Below are 16,494 nucleotides of genomic sequence, written 5' to 3' on the forward strand. Positions count from 1 at the left end.
ATGCGCGCCTTTATGATTGCCACAGCTTTTGCCCTGACAGCCGCCACAGCTTCGACTGCGGTTGCCAACCAAAGCAAAGAACAAGATTGCTCATATCAAGCCGAAGTGGTCGCGGCCATCCAGCAAGCCCGTATTGATCGTGTCAAAGAGGCCAATGTGGTCGAAGCTATTGCCGCGACGAACCCCGAGTGGCCCGAGAAATACAACAACATTGTGCCTGTGCTGGCCGGTCCAATCTATGACGTCAAACGCCGCGATCTCAAAAACACCGATTTGGGTGCGCAATGGAAGACAGCGTGCATCGGTTCTTAAATGCTTGGGGTGGACTCGACTCTGGCGCTGTGTGCCCCAATATATAAGATATGAGCCTGCCCCCCGGATTCCTTGACGAACTGCGTACACGCTTAAGCTTGTCCCAAGTGGTCGGGCGTAAAGTCATGTGGGACCCACGCAAGTCCAACCAAGGCAAAGGCGATATGTGGGCCCCGTGCCCCTTCCATCAGGAAAAAAGTGCTTCTTTTCATGTAGATGATCGCAAGGGCTTTTACTATTGCTTTGGATGTCACGCCAAAGGAGATGCCATTTCCTTTGTGCGCGAAACGGAAAATGTGGGCTTCATGGAGGCGGTTCAAATTCTGGCGGGCGAAGCTGGAATGCCCATGCCTGAACGCGACCCCAAGGCTCAGGAAAAATCCGATCACCGCACGGAATTGGCCGATGTCATGGAACAGGCGGTAAAATTCTTCCGCATGTCTTTGAACACAGGTGCCGCAACCGACGCGCGCAACTATCTGGACCGGCGCGGTTTGAACGCTGAAGCGCAGGCGCGTTGGGAAATCGGATTTGCAGCTGATGCGTGGCAAGGGCTTTGGGATCATCTGACCGCCAAAGGTGTCTCCCCCGATCTTATTCTGGCCGCGGGTTTGGCGAAACCCAGCCAGAAAGGTGGCAAGCCTTACGACACCTTTCGTGGCCGCATCATGTTTCCAATCCGTGACGCACGTGGCCGGTGTACCGCTTTTGGCGGTCGCGCTATGGACCCGAATGACAATGCGAAATACCTGAACTCACCCGAAACAGAGCTTTTTGACAAAGGTCGCAGCCTGTACAATCACGGGCCCGCGCGAACTGCTGCAGGCAAAGGTCAACCGTTGATTGTCGCAGAAGGGTACATGGATGTGATTGCCTTGGCTGAATACGGCTTTGGGGCAAGTGTTGCCCCCCTGGGCACGGCCATCACGGAAAACCAGTTGCAGATGATGTGGCGCATTGCCCCCGAACCGATCATTGCGCTGGATGGCGATACGGCCGGTTTGCGCGCGGCCATGCGGTTGATCGATTTGGCTTTGCCATTGCTGGAAGCGGGACAGTCTTTGCGGTTTGCCATCATGCCAGACGGTCGGGACCCCGATGATCTGCTTAAGGCCCATGGTGCGCCTGCGCTGCAAAAGCTGTTGGATGAGGCCATGCCGATGGTCAACCTGCTGTGGCAGCGCGAAACCGAAGGCAAAGTCTTTGACAGCCCAGAGCGCAAAGCGGGGCTGGACAAAGCGCTGCGTGAAAAGATCAAACTGATCAAAGACCCGTCCATCCGAGGACATTACGGGCAAGCGATCAAAGACATGCGTTGGGACTTGTTCAGCCCCAAACGCGGCAACAGCGGTGGGGCACCGCGTGGCGGCAAAGGCGGCTTTTCCGGCAAAGGGTTCGGCCGCAAGGGCGCTGGTGCCAACACGTGGGAACAGACCCACAGTTTTATGCCAACGACCAAATCGTCAGCTTTGGTTGGCCGCGCACAAGATGACACGATTGATGCGCATTTGCGTGAAGCTGTTATTTTGGCCGCGCTGATCACGACCCCAGCTGTGATCGAGGATTTTGAGACTGGCATCGAAAATATGCTGTGTCGTGATGAGGATCACCGCATCTTGCGGGACGTGATTCTGCGCTGTGTCGGGCGGGATGCAGAGGTGTTGCGTGAAAATATATACAGCGCACTGGGGCCGGATGCCCTTGATAATCTTCTGAATGCCAGCCATGTCGCAATCGTCCCGTGCATCCGAACACCCGGCGATGTTGAAAAGGCCCGTTTGACCGTGGCCGAGGAACTCGCGAAACTTGAAGCGGCCCGTGGACTGGACGCAGAGATTGCCGATGCGGCAGAAGATTTAACGGGCGTGGCCGATGAAGGGGTCACATGGCGGCTCAGCCAGGCCGCAAAAGCAGCACAACAAGCCGTGCGCAGCGACACAGAAGACAGTGGAGAATTCGATGTGGGCCAGAACGGCGCCCGCATCAGCCGCGATGAACGCAGCGCCTTTGAAACGCTGATGGATTCGATTCGGTTTTCAAAATCCGGCCCGAGTTAACGATTTTCGTGACATTTGGGTAGGTTTCCTTAGGAAAAAGACGGTAAACGGGTGGCCGAATCACCCGAAGGCGTGAATGATTCTCTAACTGATTCGATCCGCGAATCACTTGGGGCGCCCTTGTTAGGAGCATGACGTATGGCCGCGAAAGACAACGACGACGCAAAACGCGATGGTGAAGACGCTGAAATGTCCCTGGACATGAGCCAAGCCGCCGTCAAAAAGATGATCGGTGAAGCCCGTGAAAAGGGTTACATCACCTATGATCAGCTGAACACCGTCTTGCCCCCCGATCAGGTAAGTTCCGAGCAAATCGAAGATGTTATGTCGATGCTATCCGAGATGGGCATCAACATTATCGAAGATGAAGACGCGGAAGAAGAAGAAGCCAAAGGCGCCACCGATCTGGTCACCACGGAAGGCACCCGTGATCTGACCTTGGGTTCTACGGGTCAGGAAAAGCTGGACCGCACTGACGACCCTGTACGGATGTACCTGCGTGAAATGGGCAGCGTTGAGCTGCTGTCGCGTGAAGGCGAAATCGCAATTGCGAAACGCATCGAGGCCGGCCGCAACACGATGATTGCGGGCCTGTGCGAAAGCCCGTTGACTTTCCAAGCGATCACTATCTGGCGCGACGAACTTTTGTCCGAAGACATTTTGCTGCGTGACGTGATTGACCTTGAGGCGACTTTTGGAAACCAGATGGGCGAGGAAGAAGAAACCACGCCCGTTGTTCCAGTTGCAGGCGCGGCCCCCGCAGCCGAAGGTGAAAAGAAGCAGGAACTGGATGCCGACGGCAACCCGATTGCATCAAATGACGACGATGACGACGATGAAGACGAACAGGCCAACATGTCGCTGGCTGCGATGGAAGCTGCATTGAAGCCGCAGGTTTTAGAAACGCTTGAAGTCATCGCGCACGACTATGAACTGTTGTCTGAAATGCAAGACAGCCGGATTTCTGCGACCTTGAACGAAGACGGGTCGTTTTCTGCCAAAGACGAAGGCACCTACCAAAAGCTGCGCTCCGAAATCGTTTTGCTGGTGAACGAATTGCACCTGCACAACAACCGTATCGAAGCTTTGATTGACCAGCTTTACGGCATCAACCGTCGCATCATGCAAATCGACAGCTCCATCGTGAAACTGGCTGACCAAGCGCGTATCAACCGCCGCGAATTTGTCGATGCCTATCGTGGTCGTGAACTTGATCCCAACTGGCTTGAGGAAATGGGCCAAAAGGCGGGTCGCGGCTGGCAGATGTTTATCGAACGCTCTGCTGAAAAAGTTGAAGAGCTGCGCACAGATATGGCCCAAGTGGGTCAGTACGTTGGTCTTGATATTTCCGAATTCCGCCGCATCGTGCAGCAAGTTCAGAAAGGCGAAAAAGAAGCCCGTCAGGCCAAGAAAGAAATGGTCGAAGCGAACCTGCGTCTCGTTATTTCGATCGCCAAAAAATATACCAACCGCGGTCTGCAATTCCTTGACCTTATTCAGGAAGGGAACATCGGCCTGATGAAGGCGGTTGATAAGTTCGAATATCGCCGCGGCTACAAGTTCTCGACCTACGCCACATGGTGGATCCGTCAGGCGATCACGCGTTCTATTGCTGACCAAGCCCGCACCATCCGTATTCCTGTGCATATGATCGAAACGATCAACAAACTTGTGCGCACCGGCCGTCAGATGTTGCACGAAATTGGTCGCGAACCCACACCCGAGGAATTGGCAGAAAAGCTGCAAATGCCTTTGGAAAAAGTGCGCAAGGTGATGAAAATTGCCAAGGAGCCGATTTCCTTGGAAACACCGATTGGCGACGAAGAAGACAGCCAATTGGGCGATTTCATCGAAGACAAAAACGCGGTTCTACCACTGGATTCCGCCATCCAAGAGAACCTCAAAGAAACCACAACACGGGTTCTGGCATCCCTGACGCCACGCGAAGAACGCGTCTTGCGGATGCGTTTCGGTATTGGCATGAACACGGATCATACTTTGGAAGAAGTGGGGCAGCAGTTTTCTGTGACACGCGAACGTATTCGTCAGATTGAGGCGAAGGCGCTGCGCAAATTGAAGCACCCAAGCCGTTCGCGCAAATTGCGATCCTTCCTGGATCAGTAACTGCACGTATATCTGAAGGTCTGCGACACATTGGCGTCGTCTCTGTAAAGAGGCGGCGCTTTGTCATATATTGGGTGTATGGAAAACCCGCGCTCTACCCTTCCTGATGCTTTGGCTGTGGAACTGGCCGGCAGCGACCTGATCGTCTTTGATGCAGAATGCGTTTTGTGCTCCGGCTTTTTCCGCTTCATGTATCGACGCAATGACTCATTCAATTTTGCGACAGCACAGTCGCCGTTGGGGCAACGGCTTTATGCGGCGCTTAATCTGGCGCTTACGGATTTCGAAACCAATCTGGTGATTGTAGACGGGCAAATCCATCAGGAGCTGGACGCCTTTTCGATGGCTATGCAGGAATTGAATTGGCCTTGGAAAGCGTTGGGTGTCGCACGTTTTCTGCCTGCTTGGATCAAATCCCCCCTGTACAAAACCATACGCCGCAACAGATTTCGGGTGTTCGGGCGGTACGACACCTGCATGGTTCCAGATGCTGAACTGCGCGCACGGTTTTTGAAAAACGGGTTTTGACCCACTGCCTCGTGATTTGGGCGTGAATAAAACTCGCCCTATATGTGTTAAAGATGCAAAGGATACAGTCATGCCGTTAAGATACCTAGCTGCTGCAATACTTGCCCTTGCCCCTCTGAATGCGGGGGCGAACGGGTTTTATTTTGACCCCGGCCTGACAGTGAACCCCGTGTCCGCGACCCAGTTTGAAGTCATTGAAGCCCGCGGAGAGGGGGCGCGTGGCATGTGGTGTGCCGCCGCGCGGTATGCTGTCTATACGTTGGGTCAGGACAAAGGGCGCCTTTATGTGGATACGCCGCGCGGCCCAAGCGTGACCCAAAATTCTGGAAAGGGTGTCGTGTTCACCACGCAGGCGCCAGAAAACCCAACGCAAAGTGTGTCTGTGACAGTGCGTCGCGCCGGTGCCAGTTTGCCGGTCATCCATGCGCTGCAGTTTTGCCGCGATTACGATGTATTTCCGGACAACAATTTTTAAACTTCGAAAGGTCTAAACAAATGAAGACAGTTCTATCAGTTCTCATCGCGACAGCGCTTTTTGCCGTTCCCGTTCAGGCCCAGACGTTTCGGGCCGAAAACCGCGTGGTGGTGACACCCGCGCAAGGCAACACCTTCAGTATTTCCAATGGCGAAGGCCAAGGGGCGCGCGGGATGTGGTGTGCCGCCTCTGATTACGCACAGGATGTTTTGGGGGCGCGGGGCAGTGAACGCCTTGTCGTGGATCAAGCACGCACTTCGAAACGCGGTCCGGTGGTGTTCGCGCTCAAAGGCCGTGATGGCAGCAGTGGATCGGTTTTGATCGTTGGCAGTTCGTTGCGCAGCGTTGGCAGCAGCTTGTCTGTTAACCACGCCTATCAATTCTGCCACGATGCCCGGATTATTAACTCGCGGTAACAGGTGCGGGAACTGTAGCGTGACTTTTGCAAAGGATGCCCTAACTCATCGCGCAGGAGGCATTCAGCATGAGATATATTCTGTTGGTACTGGCGATGAGCCCTGCAATGGGGCTTGCCGCGACTGTGGGTGAAGAAAAAAGGTTTCAGATCAATGCGTTGAACGCATCTGACTTTGAGGTCATTCAAGGCCAGAATATGGCTGCCGCAGAGTTTTGGTGTGCTGCCGCGAGCTATATTGAAAACCGTCAGGGCCTGCCTGAGACCACACGCATCTATGTGCGCAGCCCGCGGGGGGCCGCCCGGACAGCGTCAGGTCGCAAAGGCGTTGTATTTACCACAAACGGCACTTCGGTGCCAAAGGTTGAAAACGGGCTGACGCTGAAAGTGGATGCGGTTGGCCTAAGCCGAACCTCAGCTGTTGCACGGCGGTACTGCCGGGACGCATTTACGCGGTCTACAAAGTAGCAGCGGCCTTGCGCCCGTTCGGCGTCGTGGACACAATGGGCGCTATGCAAACCACCTTTGACGTGCCAACACAGGGCGCCGGCCTATACGAATTTACAGCAGACGTGGCCCGTTGGGTGCCACGCCGTGACGGGCTGTTGACGCTTATGGTGCAACATACGTCTGCGTCGCTGGTTATTCAGGAAAATGCCGATCCTGAAGTACAAACCGATCTACAGGCATTCTTTGCGCGGTTGGTGCCGCCTACGACAGATCCCTCCATGGCCTATCTTCAACACACTTACGAGGGGCCAGATGACATGCCTGCCCATATAAAAGCTGCAATGCTGCCTGTGTCGCTTGGCATTCCGGTCCAGAACGGTGTTTTGCGATTGGGAACATGGCAAGGCATCTACCTTTTTGAACATCGCACGGCCCCGCATTTGCGCCGCATCGCCGCTTTTTTCGCCGGCAGCTAATCCCCTATTTTGGGGGTGTATTTCCCCCCTACCCAAATCCTAGCGGTTGGCCTATAACTGTGGATAAGTGGGGCGTGAACCCCACAATCAGGCGGGACTTATAGAATAGGGGAACGGCCAATGCGCTGCCCATTTTGTGGAAATATTGATACTCAAGTAAAAGACAGTCGCCCAGCGGAGGATCACGTTTCGATCCGGCGGCGGCGGTTTTGCCCTGCATGTGGCGGGCGCTTCACCACCTATGAACGCGTGCAATTGCGCGATTTGGTTGTGATCAAAACCAATGGAAAACGCGAAGATTTTGATCGCGATAAACTGGAACGCTCCATCCGGATCTCCATGCAAAAGCGGCCAATCGATCCGGAACGGATTGATCAGATGATCTCGGGTATCGTGCGGCGCTTGGAAAGCATGGGCGAAACAGACATCGGGTCCAAGCAAATCGGCGAGATCGTGATGGAAGCGCTGAACCGCATCGACACGGTCGCATATGTGCGTTTTGCAAGCGTCTACAAGAACTTTCAGGCGGCTGACGACTTTGACAAGTTCGTCGCAGAACTGCGCCCACCTGAAACGTCCGCGGACGAGTGACGCAAGCCTCCGACACACGCTACATGGCGCTGGCCCTGTCTTTGGGGCGGCGCGGACAAGGACGCACATGGCCGAACCCGGCTGTGGGCTGCGTTATTGTGTCTGGCGGGCGGATCGTCGGGCGCGGCTGGACACAACAGGGCGGCGTGCCCCATGCGGAACCCATGGCCTTGGCCCAAGCCGGTAGTGCGGCGCACGGTGCAGATGTTTTTGTGACGTTGGAACCCTGTGCACACCACGGCAGAACGCCCCCCTGCGCGCAGGCTTTGATTGATGCGGGTGTCGCCCGTGTTGTGATGGCCATTCCTGACAGTGACCCACGTGTCGATGGGTTGGGCGCTCAGATGTTGCGTGACGCAGGGATTGTTGTTGAAACAGGACTTTTGGGGGATCAGGCGTTTGCCGATCACGACGGCTTTTTACGCCGTACAGTGATGGGCCGCCCTATGGTGACGCTGAAACTGGCTTCCAGCGTTGACGGGCGTATTGCCACAGCATCAGGCGAAAGCCAGTGGATCACAGGGGCGCAGTCACGCCGCATGGTGCATGTGATGCGGGCCCGTCATGATGCAGTGATGGTCGGGGGTGGTACTGCACGCCATGACGATCCGTCGTTGACAGTGCGTGATATGGGGGTGGATTACCAACCCACGCGTGTGGTCATTTCGCGCCGCCTTGACCTGCCCTTGATGGGAACGCTGGCGCGGACTGCCAAGGAAACACCGTTGATCTTGTGCCACGGCAAAGATGCAGACAAGACGCTGCAACGCACGTGGGCGGATTTGGGGGCCACGCTGTTGTCGTGTCGCGCGTCAGGCACGCAGCTGGATATGGACGATGCCATGGCACAATTGGGTGGGCATGGGCTGACCCGCGTGTTTTGTGAAGGTGGCAGTGCGTTGGCCGCAACGCTGATCGAAAATGATCTGGTGGACCGCCTTATCACCTTCACTGCAGGCATGACGATCGGGGCTGAAGGCCTTCCGAACATGGGGGCTTTGGGGCTGGCGCATCTACAAGAGGCCCGCAGGTTTACCCTAAGCGGTACGCAAATGATTGGTCCCGACACAGTCACGACTTGGGTGCGTTGATCCGGTTACTTTCGCCAAAGATAGGCATAAGACGCAAACGCGCCTTGGGCCTTTGCCAGCAGCCTGTGCGCTATCCCCGGTTTTGGAATGCCCCCTGACGCCAAACGATCCAGAGCGACTTCGACGGGGCACGGCAATTCGGTCTTTGGATCATAGTAACGCGGATAATCTATCAGAGTCGCATGAACCAACCCGGCAAGTGACACGTCCTGACGGCGGCGCGGTGGGATGTCACCCAAATCTTCAGTCAGCCCCCAACCTGCGTAAAATGGTGCACCGGTCGTGACGACATGGACGCCGCGCAAAAGGGCCTCAAAACCGGTGAGCGATGTCATCGTCCAAAGTTCCTGCACCTCGTCCAGCAGCGCTGCGATGTCGCCTCGCGGCACAACAACATCCGCTACGCTTTGGGCATCGCATACGCCGCTGCGCAGGCCAGCCTCAACATCGGGGTGCGGTTTATAGATCAGGACCGCATCTGGCCGCGCGTTACGGGCTTTGCGCAACAATGCGGCGTTGGTGTTGATGGCCCCTGCGCCCGTCTGAATTGACGCGTCGTCCTCGACTTGGCCCACCACCAGCACGCGCTGGCCTTGGGGCAGTTCAGGTACAGTGCCTGCAAGGTTGTATTTGCTGAGTTTGAGCTGCGTGATTTTCCGAAGTATCGCCTCTGCGCGGTCGCGTTGATCGGGGCGCAAGTCGCGGCGCGTTTGTATCCATTTTTCCAAACGGCTTGGCTTCTTCGGGTCGTAGTAAATACCCAAATCGTCTGTGACCAGTGACAGTGCGGGAACCAATTGGGCACCCAGCCCCCGTGACCTTAAGAAACCGTCTTCCACTTTTGTTGCGGCGTCATGACCGACTTGCGCTTTGCCCGCCCAAACCATCCATGGACGACCAGCTTGTCGGGCTTGGGCAGGATCGTCCTGAAAGATCAATTTCTTATGAGATCCGAAAACCTTTTGCAGGGGTGCACGTTTCCAAAGTCGCATGCCGCTGGCCACCCAGCCCAAGCGATCCGCTTGCCACGAACGGGTTTGGGCCGCGAGGCTTTCACAAGCGGTTTCAGGTGACGCCAATGTGTCGTGGTAAGGGTCGAACCACTTCGGATAAAGCATCATTGCGCCTGCAAAAAGCTGTGCGCGGGTCAGCTTGCGTTGACGGCGTTGTACTGGAAATTCGTCCACCGTCAGCCCCCAACCTGCGTAGAACGGTTGCCCGAAAACGCGCGGTTTGTGGCCGGCAAAAATGGCTTCAAAGCCCATTTGCGACGATACGGTGTAAACTGCGCGGGCATTGTCGAACAAAGCCCAAGGGCTGATGGGGTCCGTGCACATCTTGACACGCACGTTGCAGTCTTCGTCGCGAAAGTAGCCTGTGCGCAGACCCTGCGTTGTCTCGGGGTGGGCTTTGATGATGATTTTTGCGCCCGGATGTTCGTCTTGGGCGACAAACAGCATTTCCAAAAACCGGTTGCGATCGGCACCACAGGCGCGCACTGATGCGTCATCATAGGTTTGATCAATCACCAGCACGTAACCCGGGGCGGGGGGGGCAATCTCGGGGTCATACCCGGTGTATTTGGTCAATCCGGCGTCACGCGACCGCGCAATCAAACCTCGTGCCCGATTTAGCAGTGCAGTGTCATCCAACGGGTGAGAGGCGAGAATGTCTTCCAAATCGGAGGGCTTCGAGGGGTCAAAATGCATCGCTTTGGTGTCGATCATCAACCCGAGCGGCGGCTCATTTTGTGCGCGGCCAGGGTGCAATGATCGCCAAAACGCATCCTCGACATAAACCAAAGGGGCATCGTGTTTGGCGGCCACGGACCGCCCGCGATGGGCCGTTGGGCTGTCGCCCCAAACGGCGACCGCGTCACCTTCGCGGGGCAAGCCCAATGCAATCTGATACCCCGACAATGCCAAAATGCGCCGGACACGGGCATTTTTCAAAAAACCGCCATTGTAAACGCAAAGCCGCCGCGGCCTGTCGACCCCGGCGGCTTTTGTATTTTGCGGCGTCAAAGCCACGCGGCGTCAGTTGCCAGCAAGGCCGGTCAGCGCGTTCACGGATGTGGCGGAGCCGGTCAGAGCGGAAATCGCTTTGTTCCATTGTGTGAACGGTGCTTCGGTCACGTACAATGTGTCGCTGTCGCGGATTACAAAGTCACGGGCCATGAACATGCCGTTGGGTTGGGTCAGGTCCAAAACGTAGACCAAACGCTGTGCCCCTTGCAGGTCATCGCGTCCCATCACGGCGTTTGCCACGACATCGGGTTCGTTGCGGAAGATAAAGATGCCTGTGGGATCAGAGGCGTTGGATTGCAGGCCGCCGACTTGTGCAATGGCCTCTAATGCGGACAGGTTTTGGCTTTCAAACGGGACTTGGGCTTGGCCACCTGTGGCGCCGAGGGCTGTGAACGACCGGCTGTCTTCTTCGACCAGAATGCGGTCACCTGCACGCAAGGCAATGTCCAGACGAGGATTGTCGAACAGGTCCTGGAACCAGATGGTGCCACGGTGTTTGCCACGAATAACAGTCACTTGGGCAATTTCCGGTTCAATCGTCAGACCGCCGGCATTTGCCAGCATCGCGGACAACGTGCGCGTGGGACGTTCAATTGCAAACACCCCTTGGCCGCCAATTGCGCCAACCAAGGATACGGTTGCACCGTCGCCTGCAAGACGGCGCACTTCGACTTGTGGATCGGGCGTTTGGTCTTCAAGTTTGGATGTGATGATGCGGCGGATGGCTTCGGGGGAATTGCCTGCGGCTTTGATACGTCCGGCGTATGGGATGAAGATGAAGCCGTTGCCGTCTACTTGAACTTCGTCCAGAATTGTGGCGGCCTGACCTTCGACGCCCAGCAAGGGATCATCGACGTTTTCCCAGATGGTTAGCCCCAGTGTATCGCCTGCGCGAATGGTGTCTGATCCAAGGGACGCCGCGTTTTTGAAGGCCTCGGAAAACCCCAATGCTTCGGTGACAGCCGTTGCGCGTGTCACACGGTCATTGACTGAAACCACAAAGGCATCGCCGTTGTTTTGAACGGAGCCTGCGAAAATCTGGCGCTTGTTGGGGCCCACTTGGGGCAAACCACAAGACGCGACAACGGCCAAAGCCGCAATCATTGTGATGGGACGCGCCCATCCAAAGCCATGAAAGGTCACTGCTACGGTCTCCTCGACCAATTATCTCTGCCTCGATCCGTCCTGTGCTTTTTGAACACTTATATTCGGACGTGATTTGTTTTAACTTAGCGGTATTCCAAACGAAAATCTACCGCTAGGGGTAGTGCCTGCTATGTGACAACACGCAACTGTTGCCTTGGAGCCGCGGTGCCTGATTTGAGTGCGTCATAAGGATCTTCGGGCGACAACATCATGTCAACGACCTGCCGCAACAGTTGTCTGCGGCCCCGCGCCGAATAGAAACCTCCCGGCAATTGTGAGGTTTCCAACAAATACCGGCGATAGTCTTTGTAGGCTTTGTTGTCGGGCCGGGTCGCTCCTGCGAAGAATTGTGCAAGCGGTTGATCCGACACAAATTCAGGTTTCGCATAGACAGCACGGCCGAAGACTTTCAGCGGAATGCCACGCCACAAAACCTGTTGCCCTGCTGTCGAATTGACGGTTACAGCGGATCTGGCGTGGTTCAAAAGCTGCGCAAGTTTGCCCCCACGCACGTAATGAACCCTGTCCGATACCCCGTGTTTGCGGGCGACGTCGCGGATGGTGCGGCGCACAGGCACCCGTCCATCCTCTAGGGGGTGCGCCTTGAAGACAAGGTGATGGTGCTGGGGTGCGCCATTGGCAAAGCCCTCAATCACCACCTTCAGAAAGTCGCCCATGGTGTCAAAAGGCGAATGCATTTGAAAGCTGCTGTCGTGTTCAAGTTGCAAAGGCACCAAGTGATAGGGAAAGCCGCCGTGTTTGATCCGCAAGGTTGCGATGCGGCGTTCCAGCGCCTGAATCGGCATCAGCAGCAGGCGTCGTAAATATAGCTGGAATTCTTTGGTCACGGTCAGGCTGCGATGGGGTCTGAAGTTGCGGTAGTCACCGTTTCTGAACATCACAAACCAGTGGTACAAGGCGCCATAAAAGACGTGTTGGCGCATGTCCCCCCAATGCGCCGGGGGCAAAGGGGCTTCCATGTCGGATTGCGCCAAAGCGGTCTGCATCTGCGGGATGGTCATATTCATCAACCGCGAATTGCCATTGGTGCCGCCCCGTTCGTAAGTCACCCAAAATGGCCGCATGTAGCCTTCTTCAAACACATGAACGCCCAGCCCGCGGCGACGGGCCTCTGCCACGGCTTGCGCGTGGATCGGGCGCGTGTCGCCGTAAAGCACAATATCGGTAACGCCTTTGGCATCAAGCAGTTGGGCAAATGTATCGGACCAGTCGTCTGCTTTGCCGCGAAAGGGGATATAGCTGGCAGGATGGAACCAAAATGCACGATCCCCCGCATTGAACCCCACACGCCACACTTGCGCACCCGCCTTGCGCAACATGCGACCAAGGCGGTGAAAGAATGGGCCATGTGGTCCCTGAAGGAACAAGAATACCCGATTTTGAGGCGGTGAATGCACCATACATTCCAATTTAGTTTCAAATTCTTTACGAACAATGACCAGAAAACCTAGGCAAAACTATGGCAAATGGAAACAATGGTTCCTTTCCCACCAAGTTTGGCCTGTTTCATCTTCTGTCGCAGCGGCCTTGTCACATTGCCACTGTCCCGCTACCTCAATGAAACAGCAACGAAAGGCATCACATGTTCACAGGCATTGTCACAGACATCGGCATCATCACCCAGCTGGAACAGCAAGGTGATTTGCGCGCCCGCATCCAGACCGGATACGACACAGCCGGCATCGACATGGGCGCGTCTATTGCGTCAGACGGCGTCTGTCTGACTGTCATTGCGTTGGGCGATGATTGGTATGACGTGCAGATCAGCGCGGAAACTGTCAGTAAAACCAATGTTGCGTCTTGGACCATCGGCAAACGGGTCAACTTGGAACGCGCCCTGAAAGTGGGCGACGAATTGGGTGGGCATATTGTGTCAGGCCACGTGGACGGTGTGGCGGAGGTAGTGAGCATCGTGGATGAAGGCGATAGCACGCGCGTACAGTTGCGCGCACCCGCAGCATTGTCCAAATTCATTGCCCCCAAAGGCTCTGTCGCGTTGAACGGCACGTCACTGACCGTGAACGAGGTGCAAGGCGATGTTTTTGGCATCAATTTTATCCCACACACCAAAGATGCTACCACTTGGGGTGATGTTGCTTTGGGTGATGCTGTGAATTTGGAAATTGACACGCTTGCGCGTTACGTGGCGCGTTTGGCGGAAGCGGGTTAGGGGGCCAGCCCCTGTCCTGCCAACCCCCGTCCTGCCGTACTCCCCCGGGATATTTGGGGCGAAAAGAAAGTGGCCTATAGTTGCGGTTTTTGCCTCTCTGGTCTTGGTGTTGTGGATGGTCTAGACACAGCGCTTTAAGGCGTGCGGCGAGTCGATTGCGAGGCATATCACATGAGTTTTGAAACACCGGGACCGGTTGAAGTGGATTTGGCGGGCGCGATTTCCCCCATTGAGGACATCATTGCCGAGGCCAAAGATGGCCGCATGTTCATTCTTGTGGACCATGAAGACCGTGAGAACGAGGGCGATCTGGTCATACCGTCGCAATTTGCCGATCCTGCTGCCATCAATTTCATGGCCACTCATGGGCGCGGGCTGATCTGTGTGACATTGCCCGCTGAGCGCATTGAGGAACTTGGCCTGCCGATGATGGCCATGCACAATTCGTCACGCCATGAAACGGCTTTCACGGTGTCTATCGAGGCCCGCGAAGGCGTCAGCACCGGTATCTCCGCAGGGGACCGCGCATTGACCGTGGCCACTGTCATTGACCCGGACAAAACATCTGCCGATATCGCGACACCGGGCCACGTTTTTCCTTTACGCGCCCGTCAAGGTGGCGTTCTGGTCCGAGCAGGGCACACAGAAGCCGGATGTGACGTGGCCCGCCTTGCCGGCCATTATCCTAGTTCCGTAATTTGCGAAATCATGAAGCCCGATGGCGAGATGGCGCGTCTGCCGGATCTTGTGGAATATGCCCAAGAACACAGTCTGAAAATCGGCACCATCAGCGATTTGATTGCCTATCGTCGCCGCCATGACAATCTGGTGGTTGAAACGGATGCGCGGACTGTGACGTCGGAATACGGTGGCGATTGGGATTTGCGCATTTTCACAGATCAGACTTACGGTGTTGAGCATGTGGTTATGATCAAAGGCGACATTTCGACCCCAGACCCTGTTCTGGTGCGCACGCACGCATTGGACGCGACGGCTGATATTCTTGGGCTTGGCCCTAAATCTGCAGGGGAATTGCCCCGCGCAATGGAAATTATCGCGGACGAAGGGCGGGGTGTGATCTGCCTGTTCCGCCAGCCGCGCAAAGAATTGTTTGGCACAGAAGAAGACGGCCCCAAGGTCGTCAAAAACACTGGCCTTGGGGCGCAGATGCTGGCGAAGCTTGGATTGCACAAGCTGGTCCTGCTTACAGACAGCCCATTGACCACTTATGTGGGGCTGGACGCCTACGACCTTGAGATCACGGGCAAGCGACCGATCATGGGAGACGACTGATGGCGACCGCAGAGCAACACCATATTCTGGACCGACCAACCTTTGATAAACCTGCGAAACTGCTGATCGTGGTGTCGCCCTACTACAAGGACATCGCGGACAACCTTGTGGCTGGCGCTAAGGCCGAGATCGAAGCGGCAGGTGCCACTTGGGATTTGGTCGAGATGCCGGGCGCATTGGAAATTCCGACAGCCATCGGTATTTCGGACCGGGCGTCCAACTTTGACGGCTACGTCGCACTTGGGTGTGTGATCCGGGGCGAGACCACGCATTACGAGACAGTGTGCAATGACAGCAGTCGCGCCATTCAACTGTTGGGTCTGCAAGGGCTGTGCATCGGCAACGGTATCCTGACAGTGGAAAACCGCAAGCAGGCGGAAGTGCGTGCTGACGTGAATGACCAAAACAAAGGTGGTGGGGCGGCGGCTGCGGCCTTGCACCTTATCGCGCTCGCCCGTAAGTGGGGCACCCAATCCAGTGGCATCGGCTTCAGGCCCGCTTCGGACAACATCCTGCTTGCAGGCGACACAGACGGAAACACCACGGCATGAGCGCACATTCCAACCTTTCGGGCAACCAACGGCGCAAGATGCGTTCGGCCTCGCGGCTTTATGCGGTGCAGGCTTTGTTCCAGATGGAGCATTCCGGTCAGACCGTTGAAGTGGTCCGGCGTGAATTTCTGGATTTCCGTTTTGGGGAAACCTACGAAGGCCAGGAAATGCTGGACGGCGATATGGATCACTTCCGCACCGTGATGGAAGACGCTGTGAACTATCAAGCGGCCATCGACCAACAAACCGATCGCGCTTTGGTGGCGAAGTGGCCTTTGGGGCGCATCGACCCTACATTGCGGGCTGTCTTTCGTGCGGCCGGTGCGGAATTGCGCGACACAAGCATTCCGCCCAAAGTGGTGATCACAGAATACGTGGATGTGGCGGTTGCTTTCTTTCCTGAAGGCAAAGAAAGCAAATTCGTGAATGCGGTATTAGACCACATGGCCAGAGAAGCGCGCCCCGAGGCATTCTAGGGCCAAATCGCCACACCCTGAGGGGCCTAGATGACCGTAAGTTCCGAAGATCCCAGCTTGATCCGCCTGTTTGTCTGGCATGCGTTTTGGGGCAGTTTGGCGGCGGCCGTGTTTACGGGCTTATTGCTATATTTCAACGTGTTGAATTTGTGGCATCTGGTGACACACAGCGACATTGGTGTGTTTGCTGTGTTTTTATTGTGGTGGATGTTGAGCACAGTGTTCGGCGCCGTACAGATCGCTTATGCGGTGATGCACATTGGCTCAGATGAAACATAAACCATCGACAAA

General features: G+C 55.9%; 18 protein-coding genes. 15 read left to right on the forward strand and 3 right to left on the reverse strand.

Annotated elements, in window-relative coordinates; all coding sequences use genetic code 11:
• The 10 genes from ASD8599_RS03620 to ribD all read left to right on the forward strand — a co-directional run bounded on the left by ASD8599_RS03620 (nucleotide 1) and on the right by ribD (nucleotide 8,519).
• Nucleotides 1–312, forward strand: coding sequence for a hypothetical protein (locus tag ASD8599_RS03620; protein ID WP_245925917.1), 312 nt, complete (start codon nucleotides 1–3; stop codon nucleotides 310–312).
• A 50-nt stretch (nucleotides 313–362) separates the two neighbouring features.
• Nucleotides 363–2,369, forward strand: a complete 2,007-nt coding sequence (gene dnaG, locus ASD8599_RS03625) for a DNA primase (protein WP_108827273.1) — start codon at nucleotides 363–365, stop codon at nucleotides 2,367–2,369.
• A 138-nt stretch (nucleotides 2,370–2,507) separates the two neighbouring features.
• Nucleotides 2,508–4,493 (forward strand): RNA polymerase sigma factor RpoD, encoded by a 1,986-nt coding sequence (gene rpoD / locus ASD8599_RS03630; protein WP_108827274.1) that lies wholly within the window; start codon nucleotides 2,508–2,510, stop codon nucleotides 4,491–4,493.
• A 60-nt stretch (nucleotides 4,494–4,553) separates the two neighbouring features.
• On the forward strand, nucleotides 4,554–5,021 hold the full coding sequence (locus ASD8599_RS03635; RefSeq protein WP_306418862.1) for a thiol-disulfide oxidoreductase DCC family protein: 468 nt from the start codon (nucleotides 4,554–4,556) through the stop codon (nucleotides 5,019–5,021).
• A gap of 70 nt (nucleotides 5,022–5,091) precedes the next feature.
• Complete coding sequence (locus ASD8599_RS03640) at nucleotides 5,092–5,496, forward strand: hypothetical protein (protein WP_108827276.1); 405 nt, start codon at nucleotides 5,092–5,094, stop codon at nucleotides 5,494–5,496.
• Between the two features lie 20 nt (nucleotides 5,497–5,516).
• Nucleotides 5,517–5,912, forward strand: a complete 396-nt coding sequence (locus tag ASD8599_RS03645) for a hypothetical protein (protein ID WP_108827277.1) — start codon at nucleotides 5,517–5,519, stop codon at nucleotides 5,910–5,912.
• Nucleotides 5,913–5,980: 68 nt separating this feature from the next.
• Complete coding sequence (locus ASD8599_RS03650; protein WP_108827278.1) at nucleotides 5,981–6,379, forward strand: hypothetical protein; 399 nt, start codon at nucleotides 5,981–5,983, stop codon at nucleotides 6,377–6,379.
• A gap of 44 nt (nucleotides 6,380–6,423) precedes the next feature.
• Nucleotides 6,424–6,837: a secondary thiamine-phosphate synthase enzyme YjbQ gene (locus tag ASD8599_RS03655; RefSeq protein WP_108827279.1), complete on the forward strand. Its 414-nt coding sequence runs from the start codon at nucleotides 6,424–6,426 to the stop codon at nucleotides 6,835–6,837.
• 120 nt (nucleotides 6,838–6,957) lie between these two features.
• Nucleotides 6,958–7,428, forward strand: a complete 471-nt coding sequence (gene nrdR / locus ASD8599_RS03660; protein ID WP_108827280.1) for a transcriptional regulator NrdR — start codon at nucleotides 6,958–6,960, stop codon at nucleotides 7,426–7,428.
• Complete coding sequence (ribD, locus tag ASD8599_RS03665; protein WP_245925918.1) at nucleotides 7,425–8,519, forward strand: bifunctional diaminohydroxyphosphoribosylaminopyrimidine deaminase/5-amino-6-(5-phosphoribosylamino)uracil reductase RibD; 1,095 nt, start codon at nucleotides 7,425–7,427, stop codon at nucleotides 8,517–8,519. The genes nrdR and ribD overlap by 4 nt, the downstream gene beginning before the upstream one ends.
• 5 nt (nucleotides 8,520–8,524) lie before the next feature.
• Here ribD and ASD8599_RS03670 read toward each other — a convergent pair whose 3' ends face one another.
• The 3 genes from ASD8599_RS03670 to ASD8599_RS03680 all read right to left on the reverse strand — a co-directional run bounded on the left by ASD8599_RS03670 (nucleotide 8,525) and on the right by ASD8599_RS03680 (nucleotide 13,113).
• On the reverse strand, nucleotides 8,525–10,549 hold the full coding sequence (locus ASD8599_RS03670; protein ID WP_108827281.1) for a capsular polysaccharide biosynthesis protein: 2,025 nt from the start codon (nucleotides 10,547–10,549) through the stop codon (nucleotides 8,525–8,527).
• Between the two features lie 6 nt (nucleotides 10,550–10,555).
• Nucleotides 10,556–11,650, reverse strand: a complete 1,095-nt coding sequence (locus ASD8599_RS03675; RefSeq protein WP_181364543.1) for a polysaccharide biosynthesis/export family protein — start codon at nucleotides 11,648–11,650, stop codon at nucleotides 10,556–10,558.
• Nucleotides 11,651–11,820: 170 nt separating this feature from the next.
• Nucleotides 11,821–13,113, reverse strand: a complete 1,293-nt coding sequence (locus tag ASD8599_RS03680) for a capsule biosynthesis protein (protein WP_108827282.1) — start codon at nucleotides 13,111–13,113, stop codon at nucleotides 11,821–11,823.
• Nucleotides 13,114–13,295: 182 nt separating this feature from the next.
• Between ASD8599_RS03680 and ASD8599_RS03685 the strand changes: the two genes are divergently transcribed.
• From ASD8599_RS03685 to ASD8599_RS03705, 5 genes are all read left to right on the forward strand, one after another.
• Nucleotides 13,296–13,883: a riboflavin synthase gene (locus ASD8599_RS03685; protein ID WP_108827283.1), complete on the forward strand. Its 588-nt coding sequence runs from the start codon at nucleotides 13,296–13,298 to the stop codon at nucleotides 13,881–13,883.
• Nucleotides 13,884–14,054: 171 nt separating this feature from the next.
• A complete protein-coding gene (ribB, locus tag ASD8599_RS03690) occupies nucleotides 14,055–15,176 on the forward strand; it encodes a 3,4-dihydroxy-2-butanone-4-phosphate synthase (RefSeq protein ID WP_108827284.1) in 1,122 nt (373 codons plus the stop codon).
• Entirely contained in the window at nucleotides 15,176–15,727 is a 552-nt protein-coding gene (locus tag ASD8599_RS03695) for a 6,7-dimethyl-8-ribityllumazine synthase (RefSeq protein ID WP_108827285.1), read from the forward strand. Before ribB ends, ASD8599_RS03695 begins: the two co-directional genes overlap by 1 nt.
• A complete protein-coding gene (nusB, locus tag ASD8599_RS03700; protein ID WP_108827286.1) occupies nucleotides 15,724–16,203 on the forward strand; it encodes a transcription antitermination factor NusB in 480 nt (159 codons plus the stop codon). The genes ASD8599_RS03695 and nusB overlap by 4 nt, the downstream gene beginning before the upstream one ends.
• A 30-nt stretch (nucleotides 16,204–16,233) precedes the next feature.
• A complete protein-coding gene (locus tag ASD8599_RS03705) occupies nucleotides 16,234–16,482 on the forward strand; it encodes a hypothetical protein (RefSeq protein ID WP_108827287.1) in 249 nt (82 codons plus the stop codon).
• Nucleotides 16,483–16,494 lie beyond the last annotated feature (12 nt).

Source organism: Ascidiaceihabitans donghaensis (assembly GCF_900302465.1).
GTDB lineage: Bacteria > Pseudomonadota > Alphaproteobacteria > Rhodobacterales > Rhodobacteraceae > Ascidiaceihabitans > Ascidiaceihabitans donghaensis.

Bases quoted from the DNA above. Each gene is read 5' to 3' on its own strand.
- ribB (WP_108827284.1), top strand. From the start codon at position 14,055: ATGAGTTTTGAAACACCGGGACCGGTTGAAGTGGATTTGGCGGGCGCG.
- ASD8599_RS03655 (WP_108827279.1), top strand. From the start codon at position 6,424: ATGCAAACCACCTTTGACGTGCCAACACAGGGCGCCGGCCTATACGAA.
- ASD8599_RS03675 (WP_181364543.1), bottom strand. From the start codon at position 11,650: ATGATTGCGGCTTTGGCCGTTGTCGCGTCTTGTGGTTTGCCCCAAGTG.
- nusB (WP_108827286.1), top strand. From the start codon at position 15,724: ATGAGCGCACATTCCAACCTTTCGGGCAACCAACGGCGCAAGATGCGT.
- ASD8599_RS03685 (WP_108827283.1), top strand. From the start codon at position 13,296: ATGTTCACAGGCATTGTCACAGACATCGGCATCATCACCCAGCTGGAA.
- ASD8599_RS03650 (WP_108827278.1), top strand. From the start codon at position 5,981: ATGAGATATATTCTGTTGGTACTGGCGATGAGCCCTGCAATGGGGCTT.
- ASD8599_RS03645 (WP_108827277.1), top strand. From the start codon at position 5,517: ATGAAGACAGTTCTATCAGTTCTCATCGCGACAGCGCTTTTTGCCGTT.
- ASD8599_RS03640 (WP_108827276.1), top strand. From the start codon at position 5,092: ATGCCGTTAAGATACCTAGCTGCTGCAATACTTGCCCTTGCCCCTCTG.
- ASD8599_RS03620 (WP_245925917.1), top strand. From the start codon at position 1: ATGCGCGCCTTTATGATTGCCACAGCTTTTGCCCTGACAGCCGCCACA.
- nrdR (WP_108827280.1), top strand. From the start codon at position 6,958: ATGCGCTGCCCATTTTGTGGAAATATTGATACTCAAGTAAAAGACAGT.
- ASD8599_RS03680 (WP_108827282.1), bottom strand. From the start codon at position 13,113: ATGGTGCATTCACCGCCTCAAAATCGGGTATTCTTGTTCCTTCAGGGA.
- ASD8599_RS03705 (WP_108827287.1), top strand. From the start codon at position 16,234: ATGACCGTAAGTTCCGAAGATCCCAGCTTGATCCGCCTGTTTGTCTGG.
- ASD8599_RS03695 (WP_108827285.1), top strand. From the start codon at position 15,176: ATGGCGACCGCAGAGCAACACCATATTCTGGACCGACCAACCTTTGAT.
- rpoD (WP_108827274.1), top strand. From the start codon at position 2,508: ATGGCCGCGAAAGACAACGACGACGCAAAACGCGATGGTGAAGACGCT.
- dnaG (WP_108827273.1), top strand. From the start codon at position 363: ATGAGCCTGCCCCCCGGATTCCTTGACGAACTGCGTACACGCTTAAGC.